The organism is Intrasporangium mesophilum, from assembly GCF_054783095.1.
Genome location: NZ_BAAGRF010000002.1, coordinates 111,951 through 127,667, shown reverse-complemented (window position 1 = coordinate 127,667; position 15,717 = coordinate 111,951). Strand labels below are relative to the sequence as shown.

At 71.2% G+C, this 15,717-nt stretch carries 14 protein-coding genes and 1 tRNA gene; 4 read left to right on the top strand and 11 right to left on the bottom strand.

The genetic code is table 11. The annotated features are described in order from the left end of the window. Positions 1-4: 4 nt before the first annotated feature. From ACYVLP_RS01315 to ACYVLP_RS01305, 3 genes are all read right to left on the bottom strand, one after another. Positions 5-775: an MlaE family ABC transporter permease gene (locus ACYVLP_RS01315; RefSeq protein ID WP_452269166.1), complete on the bottom strand. Its 771-nt coding sequence runs from the start codon at positions 773-775 to the stop codon at positions 5-7. Next, entirely contained in the window at positions 776-1,783 is a 1,008-nt protein-coding gene (locus tag ACYVLP_RS01310) for an ABC transporter ATP-binding protein (RefSeq protein WP_460625535.1), read from the bottom strand. Between the two features lie 101 nt (positions 1,784-1,884). Beyond that, positions 1,885-3,267, bottom strand: coding sequence for a hypothetical protein (locus ACYVLP_RS01305; protein ID WP_460625534.1), 1,383 nt, complete (start codon positions 3,265-3,267; stop codon positions 1,885-1,887). A gap of 171 nt (positions 3,268-3,438) precedes the next feature. Here ACYVLP_RS01305 and ACYVLP_RS01300 point away from each other — a divergent pair, with 171 nt between their 5' ends. After that, positions 3,439-4,839, top strand: coding sequence for an FAD-binding oxidoreductase (locus tag ACYVLP_RS01300; protein WP_460625533.1), 1,401 nt, complete (start codon positions 3,439-3,441; stop codon positions 4,837-4,839). A gap of 236 nt (positions 4,840-5,075) precedes the next feature. On the opposite strand, the gene rplL is transcribed toward ACYVLP_RS01300, so the two are convergent. Both rplL and rplJ read right to left on the bottom strand, forming a co-directional pair. Continuing rightward, positions 5,076-5,468, bottom strand: coding sequence for a 50S ribosomal protein L7/L12 (gene rplL, locus ACYVLP_RS01295; RefSeq protein ID WP_452269162.1), 393 nt, complete (start codon positions 5,466-5,468; stop codon positions 5,076-5,078). Positions 5,469-5,535: 67 nt separating this feature from the next. After that, positions 5,536-6,156 (bottom strand): 50S ribosomal protein L10, encoded by a 621-nt coding sequence (gene rplJ, locus ACYVLP_RS01290; RefSeq protein WP_460625532.1) that lies wholly within the window; start codon positions 6,154-6,156, stop codon positions 5,536-5,538. Positions 6,157-6,673: 517 nt separating this feature from the next. Here rplJ and ACYVLP_RS01285 point away from each other — a divergent pair. Further along, positions 6,674-7,585 (top strand): DUF3152 domain-containing protein, encoded by a 912-nt coding sequence (locus ACYVLP_RS01285; protein WP_460625531.1) that lies wholly within the window; start codon positions 6,674-6,676, stop codon positions 7,583-7,585. 1,076 nt (positions 7,586-8,661) lie between these two features. On the opposite strand, the gene ggt is transcribed toward ACYVLP_RS01285, so the two are convergent. From ggt to ACYVLP_RS01255, 6 genes are all read right to left on the bottom strand, one after another. After that, on the bottom strand, positions 8,662-10,551 hold the full coding sequence (gene ggt / locus ACYVLP_RS01280) for a gamma-glutamyltransferase (RefSeq protein ID WP_460625530.1): 1,890 nt from the start codon (positions 10,549-10,551) through the stop codon (positions 8,662-8,664). A gap of 111 nt (positions 10,552-10,662) precedes the next feature. Beyond that, complete coding sequence (rplA, locus tag ACYVLP_RS01275) at positions 10,663-11,382, bottom strand: 50S ribosomal protein L1 (RefSeq protein WP_452271924.1); 720 nt, start codon at positions 11,380-11,382, stop codon at positions 10,663-10,665. Between the two features lie 169 nt (positions 11,383-11,551). Further along, entirely contained in the window at positions 11,552-11,983 is a 432-nt protein-coding gene (gene rplK, locus ACYVLP_RS01270) for a 50S ribosomal protein L11 (protein ID WP_452271923.1), read from the bottom strand. Positions 11,984-12,083: 100 nt separating this feature from the next. Then, on the bottom strand, positions 12,084-13,058 hold the full coding sequence (nusG, locus tag ACYVLP_RS01265) for a transcription termination/antitermination protein NusG (protein WP_460625529.1): 975 nt from the start codon (positions 13,056-13,058) through the stop codon (positions 12,084-12,086). A 28-nt stretch (positions 13,059-13,086) separates the two neighbouring features. After that, complete coding sequence (gene secE / locus ACYVLP_RS01260) at positions 13,087-13,356, bottom strand: preprotein translocase subunit SecE (protein ID WP_460625528.1); 270 nt, start codon at positions 13,354-13,356, stop codon at positions 13,087-13,089. A gap of 117 nt (positions 13,357-13,473) precedes the next feature. Further along, positions 13,474-13,546: transfer RNA gene (locus tag ACYVLP_RS01255), tRNA-Trp, on the bottom strand. Between the two features lie 201 nt (positions 13,547-13,747). Here ACYVLP_RS01255 and ACYVLP_RS01250 point away from each other — a divergent pair. Further along, the gene (locus ACYVLP_RS01250; RefSeq protein ID WP_460625527.1) at positions 13,748-15,100 is read left to right on the top strand and encodes an aminotransferase class I/II-fold pyridoxal phosphate-dependent enzyme; all 1,353 of its coding nucleotides are present in this window, start codon (positions 13,748-13,750) and stop codon (positions 15,098-15,100) included. Then, positions 15,097-15,618 (top strand): DUF5709 domain-containing protein, encoded by a 522-nt coding sequence (locus ACYVLP_RS01245; RefSeq protein WP_460625526.1) that lies wholly within the window; start codon positions 15,097-15,099, stop codon positions 15,616-15,618. Before ACYVLP_RS01250 ends, ACYVLP_RS01245 begins: the two co-directional genes overlap by 4 nt. Positions 15,619-15,717: the final 99 nt, after the last annotated feature.

Genomic DNA, 15,717 nt, shown 5'->3' with positions numbered 1-15,717 from the left:
CGGCCTAGATCTTCTGAGGGACGACCTGGAAGTACACGGCCGTGATGACGAAGTTGACGACGAACAGCAGCATGAACGTGATGACGACGCTCTGGTTGACCGCATCGCCGACGCCCTTGGGTCCGCCGCCGGCGTTGAGTCCCTTGTGCGAGGCGACGATCGCCGCGATGGCGCCGAAGATCAGCGCCTTGACCTCCGCGGTCCAGAGGTCAGGCAGCTGGGCGAGCGCCGTGAACGACGCGACATACGCGCCCGGGGTGCCGCCCTGGAGGATGACGTTGAAGAAGTAGCCGCCGACGACCCCGACGACCGATACGAGCCCGTTGAGCAGCACCGCCACGAGCATCGAGGCCAGCACCCGGGGCACGACGAGCCGCTGGACGGGGCTGATGCCGAGCACCTCCATCGCGTCGATCTCCTCACGGATCTTGCGCGATCCGAGGTCGGCGCAGATCGCCGAGCCGCCCGCCCCGGCGATGAGCAGGGCCGTGACGATCGGGCTGGCCTCGCGCAGCACGGCGAGCACGGACGCCGCACCGGTGTAGGACTGCGCGCCGAGCTGGCGCGTCAGGGTGCCGAGCTGCAGGGCGATGACCGCGCCGAACGGGATCGAGACGAGCGCAGTGGGCAGGATGGTGACGCTCGCGATGAACCACGCCTGCGAGACCAGCTCTTTGACCTGGAACGGCCGCCGCGGCACGGCCCGGAGCACGTCGAGCGCGAGGGCGAACAGTGACCCCGACTGGCGCAGCGCGCCGGTGACCACGGCGGGCACTCAGCCCACCTCCCCGGTGAGAGCCAGCTCAGCGGCAGACGCATCGGGTGGTGATGAAGGCCGGGCTGCCCCGTTGCGCGCCTCCGCGAAGGACCCCGGCGGCGGCGTGACCCCGTGCTCGCGGCACCACTGCCCTGGTGGCCGGGACGTATGCCGGACCGTACCGTCGGACGGCATGAGCTGGGGGGCGATCGGCGGCAGCGGTGGGAGCTCCTGGCCGGACTCGGCCGCCAGCTCGTCGGCGTCCTTCTCCTCCGACATCCCGATCGGGCCGACCCGCTGCGCGTTGAGGAACTGGCGCACCACCGGCTCCTCGGAGCTGAGCAGCATCTCGCGGGGGCCGAACATCGCCAGGTGCCGGTGGTAGAGCAGCCCGATGTTGTCGGGCACCGTGCGGGCCGTGTTGATGTCGTGGGTGACGATGAGGAAGGTCGCCTCGATCTGCGCGTTGAGGTCCACGATGAGCTGGTTGAGGTATGCCGTGCGGACCGGGTCGAGGCCGGAGTCCGGCTCGTCGAAGAGGATCACCTCCGGGTCGAGCACCAGGGCGCGCGCCAGCCCGGCGCGCTTGCGCATGCCGCCCGAGATCTCACCCGGGAGCTTGCCCTGCGCACCCTGAAGGCCGACGAGGTCGATCTTGTCCCCCACGATCCGCCTGATCTCAGCCTCCGACTTGCGCGTGTGCTCGCGCAGCGGGAAGGCGATGTTGTCGTAGAGGCTCATCGACCCGAAGAGCGCACCGTCCTGGAAGAGCACCCCGAACCGCCGGCGCACGGCGTAGAGGTCACGCTCGCGCAGGCGGGTCAGGTCGACGCCGTCGACGACGACCGACCCGTGGTCCGGCTTGAGGAGCCCGACGAGCGTCTTGAGGAAGACGGACTTGCCGGTGCCCGAGGGCCCGAGCATGACCGAGATCTCCCCGGCCGGAAGGGTCAGCGAGACGTCCTTCCAGATCGTCTGGGACCCGAAGGCCTTGGTCAGGCTCCGGACCTCGATCTCCACGCCCATGTGGCTCCTACGCTCTCGACCGGCAGTGCGTTATGCCGGGGAGAACGAGCCGGGGGCGCGGAGGTTACGCGCCGGTTCGGCGCGCTCGGCGGACCAGTCCGTCAGTGGGCTGCGGTCACCTCGTGCGAGATGACGCCGTCGATGACGTGGATGGTGACGGCTGCCACCCGGCCCTGCTCACCGAGGTCCTCGAGCCTGGCCAGCGTGTCGTTGAGCTCGATGAACGTCTCCTCGGTCGGCACCGGAGCGTGCCCGTCGGCGTTGCCGCTGAGCCCGGTCAGCCGGTGGTCGGCGCTCACCGTGAGGGCGGCGGTGAGCTTCTGCACCGGCGCGCTGCGCTTGGCCACGATTCCTGCGTGCAGCTCTCGCGCGAGCTCGTCGAGGACGTCCTCGAGGCTGTCGTCCAGCGCGTCCCCGGTATGCCGGTCGGCTTCGCTGTGCGCGTGCGGGTCGGGTCGCGGGGTGTGGCCCTCCGTGAGGAAGCCGACGGCCGCGAACTCGATCTTGCCGAAGTCGACCTCCGGGTCCCGGGCGAGCGAGTTGTCGATGACGTAGGCGAGGTTGACGGCCAGGTCGACCATGCCGGGGTGCAGCTGCTGGCCGACGAACCGCGCGCAGAGCAGCATCGCGTGGACGCGCACCATCGGGCGGCCCTTGCGGTCCTCGACCCGCATCTCCGGCTCGACCCGCGAGACGTCGAAGTCCTTCTTCGGGTAGAAGTGCAGCGGCCGGTCCAGCACGAGCAGGGAGTAGTCGGGCCGGTCCGAGCCGCGCATGAGCCGGTAGAGCTCACCGTTGAGCGGCAGCTGCCACTCGAGCTCGGCGGGGGCCGTGTCGAACCGGGTGACACTCACCAGCGGGCCGTAGGTCCCCATCGGACGCGGTGCCCGCGGTGCCGGCGCCGCCTCTGGGACCTGAGCGGTTGGCGGTGCCTGAACGTGGGGTGCGGCGGGAGGGGGCGCAGGGGTCGGATGGGACGCAGGGGCGGGCGCAGCCTGCGGGATCTGGGCGGCTGCAGGGGCCTGCGCAGGAGGCGCGGCTGCGGGGGCCTGCGCAGGAGGCGCGGCTGCGGGGGCCTGCGCAGGAGGCGCGGCTGCGGGGGCCTGCGCAGGAGGCGCGCCTGCAGGGGCCTGCGGGTCGGGCGCCGCAGCCTGCGGAATCTGGGCGGGCGCAGCGTCCGGGATCTGGGCGGGCGCGGCCTCCGGGACCTGGCTGGCCGGAGGGGCCTGCGCAGGCGGAACGGCCGGCGGGGTCTGCGGCTCCGGCGCGGCACTTTCGGGCTGCGCCGGAGCCGGCGGCACGGCATACGGCTGCGGGGTGGACGGGACGGGCGCGGCTGGCGTCGGCGCGTCCGCGGTGGTCGACGCGTCGGAGGGCGCGGAGGCGTCTGATGGCCCGGGCGTGTCGGCCGGGGCGGCCGGCGACTCCGCCGTCTCGGCACCGCTGGTCTCGGCGGGCCTCTTGTTGCGCGATAGCCATCCCATGGCGGCAAACCTACCTGGGGCGGGCGCCCGAGCGGGTGCGGTGCCGCCCCAGCGCAACGGGACGCTCAGTGCGTCCAGGTGTTGTGGCGCCGTCCAGCGCCGGTGACGCCCTGACCCGACCTGCCGGCCACCTGGCCGCTGCATGGCAGCCGACGTGACTACGGTGGAGACGTGTCGACGACCAGCAGTGACGCTGCCGACCTCAACGACCTCAACGAACTGACCGGGCTCGCCCAGACGCTGACGCCCGGCGCGCTGCTCACCGGACGCGACAGCGTCGCGGCCTACCGCTTCGACTTCACGGCCGACGAGGACGCCGGTATGCCGCTGGCTGTCGTCCGCGCGTCGTCCGCGGCCGACGTGCAGGCGACGGTGCGCTGGGCCGGAGCACACGGCATACCCGTGGTGCCGCGTGGTGCGGGCAGCGGACTGTCCGGCGGCTCCAACGCCATCGACGGGTGCGTCGTGCTCTGCCTCGAGCGGATGCGGTCGATCGAGATCGACCCCACCACACGCACGGCCGTCGTCGAGCCGGGCGCGCTCAACGTCGAGGTCAAGCGCGCGGCGGCCGAGCACGGGCTCTGGTACCCGCCCGACCCCTCCTCGTTCGAGATCTGCTCGATCGGCGGCAACGTCGCCACCAACGCCGGTGGCCTCTGCTGCGTGAAGTACGGCGTGACGACCGACTACGTGCTCGGACTCGACGTCGTGCTCGCGGACGGCACCCTGGTCCAGCTCGGGGGAAAGCGGATCAAGGACTCTGCCGGGCTCTCGCTCGTGAAGCTCTTCGTCGGCAGCGAGGGCACCCTGGGCATCGTGACGCGGGCGACCCTTCGGCTCGTGCCCGCCCAGGCGCCGGCGGCCACGCTCGTCGCGACCTTCGCCGACGTGTCCGACGCGGCGCGAGCCGTTGTCGCGGTCGGCGCGACGATCCGCGCCTCGATGATGGAGCTCATGGACCAGGCGTCGATCAACGCCGTCGAGGACTACCGGTCCATGGGGCTCGACCGGACCGCCGGCGCCCTGCTCATCGCCCAGTCGGACGCACCCGGCGCAGCCCGCGGCGAGGAGATCGCCGAGATGGAGCGGCTGTGCGCGGCGAACGGCGCGGTCGAGACCTTCACGACGACCGACCCCGCGGAGGGCGAGCTGTTCGTCGCGGCGCGACGCCTTGCCATCGTCGCCATCGAGAAGCGCGGAATGCTCATGCTCGAGGACGTGGGCGTGCCCGTACCGCGCCTGGCGGAGCTGCTCACCGGCATCGCCGCGATCGCGGCTCACCGCGAGGTCGAGATCCCCGTGGTCGCGCACGCCGGCGACGGCAACACCCACCCGATCGTCGTTCACCCGCCCGGCGACCCGGGCGCGAAGGCCCGTGCGGCCCTGGCGTTCGCCGAGGTCATGTCACTTGCCATCAGCCTCGGTGGCACCATCACCGGTGAGCACGGCGTCGGCCGGCTCAAGCGGTCCGCACTGCCCGAACAGCTCGGACCCGACGTCATGGCCCTGACGCACCGCATCAAGAACGCCCTCGACCCGCAGGGCATCCTCAACCCGGGAGCAGGCTTCTAGTAGCCCACGCCCCGCGACCCCCGACAGCCTCAGCCCCTCCCCCTCCTAGCGCCTCAGCCGGTTCGAGGTATTCGGGTCGAGGTGTTGAGTCGTGGCATAGGGCGACGCAATACCTCCACCCCAATACATCGACCCGGGAGAGGGCGGCGGTGGCCGGGGACGGCGAAGGCGGGCCCGACCTGGTGGTCGGACCCGCCTTCGCGGTGATGCTGGAGGCCCGGACTAGCCGGGACGGCTCACTTGAGCTCGACGGTGGCGCCGGCGCCCTCGAGCTGCTCCTTGGCCTTCTCGGCCGCAGCCTTGTCGACGTTCTCGAGAACGGGCTTCGGGGCGCCGTCCACGAGGTCCTTGGCCTCCTTGAGGCCGAGGCTCGTGAGCGCGCGGACCTCCTTGATGACCTGGATCTTCTTCTCGCCGGCAGCGGCGAGGATGACGTCGAAGGAGTCCTTCTCCTCCTCGGCCTCGGCGGCGCCGCCGCCAGCGGCCGCAGCGCCGGCGGGCGCAACGGCGACCGGGGCGGCAGCGGTGACCTCGAAGGTCTCCTCGAACTGCTTCACGAACTCGGAGAGCTCGATGAGGGTCATCTCCTTGAAGGCGTCAAGGAGCTCTTCGGTGCTGAGCTTCGCCATGATGGCTTCCTTCCTGTTACTTGCCGTGAGTGGCGGTTTGTTGTCACGAGCTGGAGCGCGGGGGCGCTCAGCTCTCGTCGCCACCCTCGGCGACGTCGGTGGTCACCTCGGCGGCAGCAGCCTCCGTGGCGGGAGCCTCGTCGGCGGCAGCCGGCGCGGCGGTCTGCCCACCCTGCGCCTCGACCTTCTGACGCAGAGCGTCGACCACGCGGGCCGTCTGCGACAGAGGAGCGACGAAGAGGTAGGCGGCCTTGTTGAGGGAGCCCTTCATGGCGCCCGCAAGCTTGGCCAGGAGAACCTCGCGCGACTCGAGGTCGGCGAGCTTCGTGATCTCCTCGGGGGTCAGCGGCTTGCCGTCGAGGACGCCAGCCTTGATCACGAGGAGGGGGTTGGCCTTGGCGAAGTCACGCAGGCCCTTGGCCGCCTCGACCGGGTCACCGGTCACGAAGGCGATGGCGCTGGGGCCCTGGAGCTGGCCGTCGAAGGCCGTGATCCCGGCCTCCTTGGCGGCGATCTCCGTGAGCGTGTTCTTGACCACGGCGTAGGTGGCGTGCTCTCGGATCGAGCTGCGCAGCTGCGAGAGCTGCTTCACGGTCAGGCCGCGGTACTCGGTGAGAACGGCCGCGCCGGACTCACGGAACCGGTCCGCGATCTCGGCGATGGCTGCCGTCTTGTCGGTATGCGCCATCGGGGCCTCCTTCCCTTGCGTGTTGCCACCGGCATGGAAGGGAGCCCCAAGGGCCGACACGAAAAGAGCCCCGGCGCAGGTCGCTCGGGGCTCGAATGCACACACAGAGGTATGCCGTCTTGCTGAGTGTCCTGCGCTGGCTGCCCACATCGTGCGGGACCTTCGGGAGATCGTGGTTGCCCACGCCCTCCAACCGGCGGTCATCGGTCGCGGACCAGAGTACGGGGTGCGGCGGCTTCGGACCAAATCGGCGGCATACGGCTGGCGGGTGCCCGCCGGGAAGGTCAGCGACGTTCGCGGTGGTCAGCGACGTTCGCGATGGTCAGCGACGCCGCAGCGCTGCGCCGTCGCTGGCCCTTTCGCCGCGCTGGTGGGCCTTCGCCGCGCTGGTGGGCTTTCGCCGCGCTGGTGGGCCTTCGCCGCGCCGCTGGGCCTTCGCCGCGCCGCTGGCCCGAGGGACGCGCGGCGCGCGGTGCGGTCCCGCAGCGGCGCGCGGTTCTGCCCTAGCGTGGCATCCATGGGCTCCGAGCACGGCCACGGGCGTCCGACCCGCGCGCAGCAGCGGCAGGCGCTGCGCCGGCGCCGCACGCTCGCGGGTGCGGCCGTCCTGGTCTGCATTGCAGCGGACGTCTGGTCGGTGACCACGGCCGGCGCACGTGAGCCGACAGCGGCGAGCCGGCTCGTCGCGGCCAGCCGGGCGGCGGTGGCTGCCGGGACCGGCCCGGCGATCCTGCTCGACCCGGTCGAGTCCGTCCCCGGCCCGGGGACGGACTCCCAGGTCTCCGAGCGCCTCGCCACCGCGTCGACGCCGAGCAGCGCCCGAGCACCGAGCGCGGGCAAGGGCGTCACGAAGGCGCCCACGGTGGTCGAGTCCGGGACCGGCACATTCGCCGTGGTGGCGGTGCCGGCGCCGAGCCAGAAGGTGGTCCGCGCCACGGGCCGGCTCGTCCGTTACACGGTCGAGCTCGAAGGGGGGCTGGGAGTGCCCGCGGCCGAGGTCGCCGCGAAGGTCTCCTCCGTGCTGCTCGACCCGCGCGGATGGCAGACCCGCGACCACGTCCGGTTCGTCGACGTCTCGCCTGCCCAGGCAGCCGCCGGCGCCCACGTCGACCTGCGGATCACGCTCGCCAGCCCGGACACGACGGATCAGCTCTGCGCGCCGCTCGACACCCGGGGCGAGGTCAGCTGTCACAACGAGGGCCGCGTCGTCCTCAACCTGAGGCGCTGGCTGCTCGGTGCGACGGCCTACGGCTCCGACCTCGACGCCTACCGCACCTACCTCGTCAACCACGAGGTGGGCCACGGCATCGGTCACGCACACGCCTACTGCAGCGGCCAGGGCAAGCCGGCGCCGGTCATGATGCAGCAGACCTACGGCCTCAAGGGCTGCACGGCGTGGCCGTGGCCCACGGACCCGAAGTCCGCCTGAGGGCGTTCGGCGCCGGCCCCCAGCCGGGTGGGGCCGAGCGGCCACTCGAGTGGACAGACCCCGTCGAGTGGCCCCGCCATCACACGCCGGCCCCCAACCGGGTGGGGCCCAGCGGCCACTCGAGTGGACAGACCCCGTCGAGTGGCCCCGCCATCACACGCCGCCCGCCAGCCTGGTGGGGCCCAGCGGCCACTCGAGTGGACAGACCCTGTCGAGTGGCCCCGCCATCACACGCCACCCGCCAGCCGGGTGGGGCCTAGCGGCCACTCGAGTGGACAGACCCCGTCGAGTGGCCCCGCCATCACACGCCGCCCGCCAGCCGGGTGGGGCCGAGCGGCTACTCGAGTGGACAGACCCCGTCGAGTGGCCCCGCCATCACACGCCACCCCCCAGCCGGGTGGGGCCCAGCGGCCACTCGAGTGGACAGACCCCGTCGAGTGGCCCCGCCATCACACGCCACCCGCCAGCCGGGTGGGGCCCAGCGGCCACTCGAGTGGACAGACCCCGTCGAGTGGCCCCGCCATCACACGCCACCACCCAGCCGGGTGGGGCCCAGCGGCCACTCGAGTGGACAGACCCCGTCGAGTGGCCCCGCCATCACACGCCGGCCCCCAGCCGGGTGGGGCCCAGCGGCCACTCGAGTGGACAGACCCCGTCGAGTGGCCCCGCCATCACACGCCGGCCCCCAGCCGGGTGGGGCCCAGCGGCCACTCGACCGGACACACCCGTCGAGTGGCCCCGCCATCACACGCCGGCCCCCAACCGGGTGGGGCCCAGCGGCCACTCGAGTGGACAGACCCCGTCGAGTGGCCCCGCCATCACACGCCGGCCCCCAACCGGGTGGGGCCCAGCGGCCACTCGAGTGGACAGACCCCGTCGAGTGGCCCCGCCATCACACGCCGCCCGCCAGCCGGGTGGGGCCGAGCGGCCACTCGAGTGGACAGACCCCGTCGAGTGGCCCCGCCATCACACGCCCCCCCCAGCCGGGTGGGGCCCAGCGGCCACTCGAGCGCGTATGGAAACGACCACACGACTTGGGATTGGGACACCACTCGCCTGGGGGTGGAGGTGGCCCCTCAGGGCGTCGGTGACGGCGACACGACCATCGCCGACCCACCTCCCCGCCGGACCGTCTCGGCCGCCGCCTCGAAGCGGTTGTCGCCGAACGTCCGGATGGCGGTCACGGCGCCGATCTCGTTGGGCGTACCACCCGAGACGAGCGTGTGGCCCATTGCCGTAAGCGCTGCGCCGTCGGGCCCGCTCAGGATCTGCGGCTCCGCACCTTCGGCGCCGTTGCGCGAGCTGAGCCGTGGGGCGGCGATCGCGTCGACGAGCGGAAGCCCCCGGTCGAGGTAGCCGAGGATCGTCTGCGAGACCGAGGTGATGATCGTCGCGCCACCGGGCGAGCCGACCGCGAGGAACGGCTGGCCGTCCTTGAGGATGACGGTCGGGCTCATCGACGAGCGCGGCCGCTTGCCAGGCCCGGGCAGGTTCGGGTCGGGCACGCCGGCCGACAGCGGCGTGAAGTTGAAGTCGGTCAGCTCGTTGTTGAGCAGGAACCCGTAACCCGGGACGGTGATACCGGACCCTCCGGTCTGCTCGATCGTCAGCGTGTACGACGCGACGTTGCCCCAGCGGTCGGCGACCGTCAGGTGGCTGGTCGACTGGCCCTCGTAGGGCTGGCCCTGCGCGACCAGGCCGGGTGCGCAGGACGAGTAGCTGCCGTCAGGCGACCCGAACGGGATCGGTCGCGAGTGCGCGACGGCCGGGTTGAACAGGCAGGCCCGCTCGGCGGCGAAGCCGGGGCTCACGAGCTCGCTCACCGGGACACCCGGCACGTCACCGACCCAGCGGTTGCGGTCCGCGAAAGCGGTCGCGGACGCCTCCGAGAACCGGTGGAGGTAGTCGACCTGGGACAGCGCACTCGTCTTGACGCCGGTGCGGTCCTCGTAGGCCTTCATCAGGTTGAGGATCTCGGCGACCGCGATCCCGCCCGAGCTCGGCACCGGCATCCCGTAGACATCGAGGCCCTGATACTCGGAGTGGATCGGGGCCCGCGTCAGCGCCCGGTACGCGCGCAGGTCCGCAGCCGTCAGCTTCCCGCCCATGACCGAGGTGCCTGGGGCCGTGTGCGGCGCATTGGACTCAGCGACGATCGCCTGACCGAGCGGGCCGGCATACAGTGCCTCGACGCCCTGGGTCCGCAGTGTGCGGTACGCCTTGGCCATGTCCGGGTTGGTGAAGACGGAGCCGACGGCCGGAGCCTGGCCGTCGCGCAGGAAGACGCGTGCCGTCTCGGGGAAGACCGAGAAGCGGGCGGCGTTGGCGGCGGTCTGGTCTGCGAACGTCTTGTCGACGACGAAGCCGTCGGCCGCCAGCCGCTCGGCGGGCTTGAGCGCGTCGTTGAGCGAGAGCGTGCCGAAGTCGCGAAGTGCCTTGTCCCACAAGGCAGGCGTGCCCGGCACCCCGACCGACAGGCCTGAGTTCACCGCGGTGCTGAAGGCGTACGGCTTGCCCGTCGCGGGGTCGATGAACGCCTGGTCGGTGAACGCCGCAGGCGCGGTCTCGCGGCCGTCGATCGTGGTCACCCGCTTCGACTTCGCGTCGTAGTAGACGAGGAACCCGCCGCCACCGATGCCGGTGCTATAGGGCTCGGTCACGCCGAGGGCGGCCGCCGTCGCCACTGCTGCGTCGGCTGCGTTGCCGCCCCGGGTGAGCACGTCGATGCCGACCTGGGACGCGTCGCGGTCCACGGAGCTCACCGCGCCTCCGCCACCCGTCATCAACGGGGCCTTGGGCAGGTCGGTGTGAGGTCCGTGCCAGCCGCGGTCGACGGCGGGGGCGCCCGCTGCCTGAGCCCCGTTCGGAGCGGTGAGCAGGGCCAGTGGGAGACCGGCGGCGACCACGCCGACGACCCACCGGGTGCGGGAGGCGCGCGATCTCGTTGTGCCTGGGCTGTGTGTCATTTTTCGACCGTACCGACCCAGACCCGGCACATCGGGCCAGAGCGCCCCGCCAAAATGGCGGAGCCCGTCACCCCACGCGGGGTGACAGGCTCCGGAGCTGCGGTGACGACCTCAGGCGGTCGCCTCCTCCTCAGCGGTGAGGTTGCGGGTCTTGGTGTAGTCGAGCGGGATGCCCGGGCCCATCGTCGTGCTGAGCGTGGCCTTCTCGATGTAACGGCCCTTGGAGCTGGCCGGCTTCAGACGCAGGATCTCCTCCAGCGCGGCGGAGTAGTTCTCGACGAGCGACTTCTCGTCGAAGGACACCTTGCCGATGATGAAGTGGAGGTTCGCGTGCTTGTCGACGCGGAACTCGATCTTGCCGCCCTTGATGTCGGCGACGGCCTTGGCGACGTCCATGGTCACCGTGCCGGTCTTCGGGTTCGGCATGAGGCCGCGGGGCCCCAGGACCTTGCCCAGACGACCGACCTTGCCCATCATGTCGGGCGTCGCGACGACGGCGTCGAAGTCGAGCCACCCGCCGGCGACCTTCTCGAGCAGGTCGTCGGAGCCGACGTGGTCGGCGCCGGCCTCACGGGCGGCCTCGGCCTTGTCGGCGTTGGCGAACACGAGGACGCGGGCCGTCTTGCCGGTGCCGTGCGGGAGGTTGACCGTGCCGCGGACAGCCTGGTCGGCCTTGCGCGGGTCGACACCGAGGCGGAAGGCCACCTCGACGGTCTCGTCGTACTTGGCCTTCGCGGTCTCCTTGGCGAGACGAACCGCCTCGAGGGGCGCGTAGACCTTGCCGGGCGCGATCAGCTCGGCGGCTGCGCGGTAGTTCTTGCTGCGCTTCATTGGTGCTCCTTGAGTGTGCGTGGAGTCGTGGTGCGACCGTGCGCTGGTCTCCCACGCGGGCCGACGTGGAGCCGGCCCGTTGTCGAGCCGGTATGCCGTCCGGCCCGGTTTCCGGTTACCCGCCCCCAACGCGGGGGCGGGCGCCCGAAGCGGTGCGTGACCCGGCTCGTCAGAGCTCGGTGTCGATGCCCATCGAGCGAGCGGTGCCGGCGATGATGCGGGCAGCCATCTCCTCGTCGTGGGCGTTGAGGTCTTCCATCTTCTGGCGGGCGATCTCCAGGACCTGCTCACGCGAGAGCTTGGCGACCTTCGTCTTGTGCGGCTCGCCGGAGCCCTTCGGCACACCGGCGGCCTTCTTGATCAGCTCTGCGGCCGGCGGGGTCTTGGTGACGAACGTGAACGAGCGGTCCTCGTAGACCGTGATCTCGACCGGGATGACGTTGCCACGCTGGGCCTCCGTCGCGGCGTTGTACGCCTTGACGAACTCCATGATGTTGACACCGTGCTGACCGAGCGCCGGGCCGACGGGCGGCGCCGGGGTGGCCTGGCCGGCCTGGATCTGCAGCTTGATGAAGCCGGAGACCTTCTTCTTGGGGGGCATGGTTGCCTACCTTCTTCGTGTTGGGCCTACGCCAGTCCTGCTGGTATGGGCGATGACCCGGTTGCATGAGCCCGTCCAGGGTGCTGGCGGGCGGTCTCGCTCAGATCTTGGCGACCTGGGCGAAGGAGAGCTCGACCGGGGTCTCCCGGCCGAAGATCGAGACGAGCACCTTGAGCTTCTGCGTGTCGGTGTTGATCTCGGAGATCGTGGCGGGAAGGGTCTCGAACGGCCCCTCCATGACGGTGACGGACTCGCCGACCTCGAAGTCGATGACGCGCACGTCCTTGGGAGCGGCGGTCTTCGTGGCGGTGGCGCCCGAGGCGGCCGCGGCCGCCTCGAAGGTCGGGGCCAGCATCGTGAAGACCTCGTCGACGGACAGCGGCACCGGCTGGTGCGCGTTGCCGACGAAGCCGGTGACCCCAGGCGTATGCCGCACGGCGCCCCAGCTCTCGTCGGTCAGGTCCATGCGGACGAGGACGTATCCAGGCATCCGGACCCGGCGGACCTGCTTCTTCTGGCCGTTCTTGATCTCGGTCACCTCTTCCATGGGGACCTCGATCTCGAAGATGAAGTCCTCCATGTTGAGGGTCTGGATGCGGGTCTCGAGGTTCGCCTTCACGCGGTTCTCGTAGCCGGCGTAGGAGTGGATCACGAACCAGTCACCGATCCGCGAGCGCAGCTCGGCCTTGAAGTCGGCGACCGGGTCGCCGCTGCCGTCGGCGTCGTCGGCGGCGTCGTCGACGGCCACCTCCGCTGCCTCGTCGGTCGCCGCGGCGTCGGACACGTCGTCCGCGACGTCGTCGGCCGAGTCGTCCTCGAGGTCGCCGGACACGTCTGAGAGGTCGCCGGAGAGGTCCTCGGAGTGGTCGGCAGCGTCGTGCGCCGACGCCGCATCCACGTCGGCGTCGCCCAGCACGTCGGACGCCGAGACGTCGCCGGACTCGACCGTGGGGTCGAGGACCTCGCTCTCGGTGCTCTCGCCGTTCGGAGCGCCCTCGTGGGCGAACTGCTCGGACACGCTGTGACCTACTTCCTTGCTCTTGCTCGCGGCAGCCGGGACGGCTGCCGCGGTCATCCAGTGACGCGGTGGCGCGCTCGGCGACCTATGACACGGTGCCGGTGAAGACCCACGAGATCAGCTTGGTCAGCCCGAAGTCGAGCGCCGACACGAGTGCCATCATCACCACGACGAACACGACCACGACAGTGGTGTAGCGGACGAGCTCAGGGCCCGTCGGCCGCACGACCTTGCGCAGCTCGTCGAGGATCTGGCGCACGAAGAGGCTGATCGCGCCGAAGAGACGCGAGACCGCGTTGCCGCCGCGAGCCTTGTCGGCCCGGTCGGACCCGCGCTTGGCGCTTGTCTCCGTCACGATTCCTACTTTCTGCCTGGGTAATGAGGCCCGCGACAGCACCCGGGCCGTGGCGAACCACTTCAGGGCAGAAGCCGCGTGCCGCCTTGCACGACGACCACATCTATCGATGATGCGCAGGGCAAGAGGGACTCGAACCCCCAACCGCTGGTTTTGGAGACCAGTGCTCTACCAATTGAGCTATTGCCCTTCACCGGAGCCGTTGGGTGGCGCCCGATGGGACGGCATGCGTGAGCAAGGCCAGCGCGGACCGTCCGAGGGTCGATCATACGGGACGGATGCGCGACAAAGCGAACCGGACCGGCCCGCGTGGTGACGGGCGCACCTACCCTACCCACCGGCATACGGACCGGGCTGCCCGGGCGCCCGTTCGCAGTGGCAGGATCGACCCGTGACGAACCCGCGCACCGCCCTCGCGTCCCTGTCCGACGACGACCTGGCCGGCTTCCTCGCCGAGCAGCAGGAGGCCTACGCGGCCCTCAAGGGCCGCGGCCTGAAGCTGGACCTCACGCGGGGCAAGCCGTCGGCGCAGCAGCTGGACCTCTCGGACGACCTGCTGCGGCTGCCGACGACGACCAGGGACCGTGCGGGCGTCGACGTGCGCAACTACGGCGGCCTCGAGGGCCTGGCCGAGCTGCGCGAGATCTTCGCCGAGCTGCTCTGGGTGGAGCCCTCGCAGGTGGTCGTCGGGGGCAACTCGAGCCTGACGATGATGCACACGACGATCGTGGACTTCCTGCTCCATGGCGGGGTCGACTCACCCCGGCCGTGGGCGCAGGAGGAGAAGGTCACCTTCATCTGCCCGGTCCCGGGCTACGACCGGCACTTCTCTATGCTCGCGGCGCTCGGCATCGAGATGGTCACCGTGGACATGCACGACGACGGCCCCGACATGGCCGCGGTCGAGGCGCTCGCCAAGGACGACCCGAGCGTCAAGGGCATCTGGATCGTGCCGACCTACGCCAACCCCACCGGCGCGGTCGTCTCCCGGGAGATCGCCGCCCGGCTGGCCGCGATGCCCGCGGCCGCGCCCGACTTCACGATCTTCTGGGACAACGCCTACGCCTTCCACCATCTGACCGAGGAAGAGGCCAAGAGCGCCGACATCCTGACGCTCGCCACGGCCTCCGGCCATCCGAACCGCCCGATCATGTTCGCCTCGACCTCGAAGATCACCTTCGCGGGCGCCGGCGTCGCCGTCCTCGCGGCGAGCGAGGCCAACGTGGCGTGGTATCTCAAGCACCTCTCGATGGCCTCCATCGGCCCGGACAAGGTCAACCACCTGCGACACGTCGAGTTCTTCGGCAGCGCCCAGGGCGTGCGCGAGCACATGCGGCGACACCGCGAGATCATCGCGCCGAAGTTCGCGGCGGTCGACGAGGCCCTGACGACCGGGCTCGACGGCCTGGGGATCGCCGAGTGGAGCCACCCGAGCGGTGGGTACTTCGTGAACCTCGACGTCCTCGACGGGACCGCATCGCGCGTCGTGCAGCTCGCCAAGGAGGCGGGCATCGCCCTCACTCCTGCCGGCGCGTCCTTCCCGCACGGCCAGGACCCGCGCGACCACAACATCCGCCTCGCGCCGACCTTCCCGGTGCTCGACGAGGTCCGCACCGCGATGGCCGGGGTGGCCACCTGCGTGTCGCTCGCGGCGGCGGAGAAGCTGTCCGCCGACCGGGCGAGCGGGGTACGCCCCATTTCTCAGACGACCGATGCCCCCGCGCCGGAAGGAGCCACCCGATGAGCGACCTCGATCCCAACGAGAACATCGACGACGACCTCACCAGCTACAGCGTCGACGACGAGGACCAGCTGCAGCCCGAGGACACCCTCGAGGACGGCGACCTCGAGGACGTGCTCGACCGGGGCTACTCCCCCGCCGACTCCCCGCGCGGGTCCCGCTCGTTCGGCACGACGGCATACGAGCAGTCGCTCGGCGAGACGATCGACCAGCGGATCGAGCAGGAGGAGGCCGACCCCGACTCCGCGTACGGCCGGCCCGACAACGAGAGCGGCCTCGACGACGAGCGGATCGGCGGCGACGACCCCGACTCCATCGACGCCGAGGACGACTGGCTCGGCGACAACGAGGTCGGTGACCTTCGCGCCGGGCGTCTGGTGGCCGACGACGAGGGCGCCCACGACGACGACGAGAAGCAGGCATGGGCCAGCGACGTCGGCGTCGACGGCGCCGGCGCGTCCGCTGAGGAGGCGGCGATGCACCTCGTCGACGAGATCCGGGACGAGCCCGACGAGGACTGACCGGTCGAGCGACAGGACGTCGCGCGATCTCGTGGGGTCCGGCCGCCATGGTGGCCGTGGAGCGTCCTGCCACCCGACCCCGGCCGGCCTGTCACACTG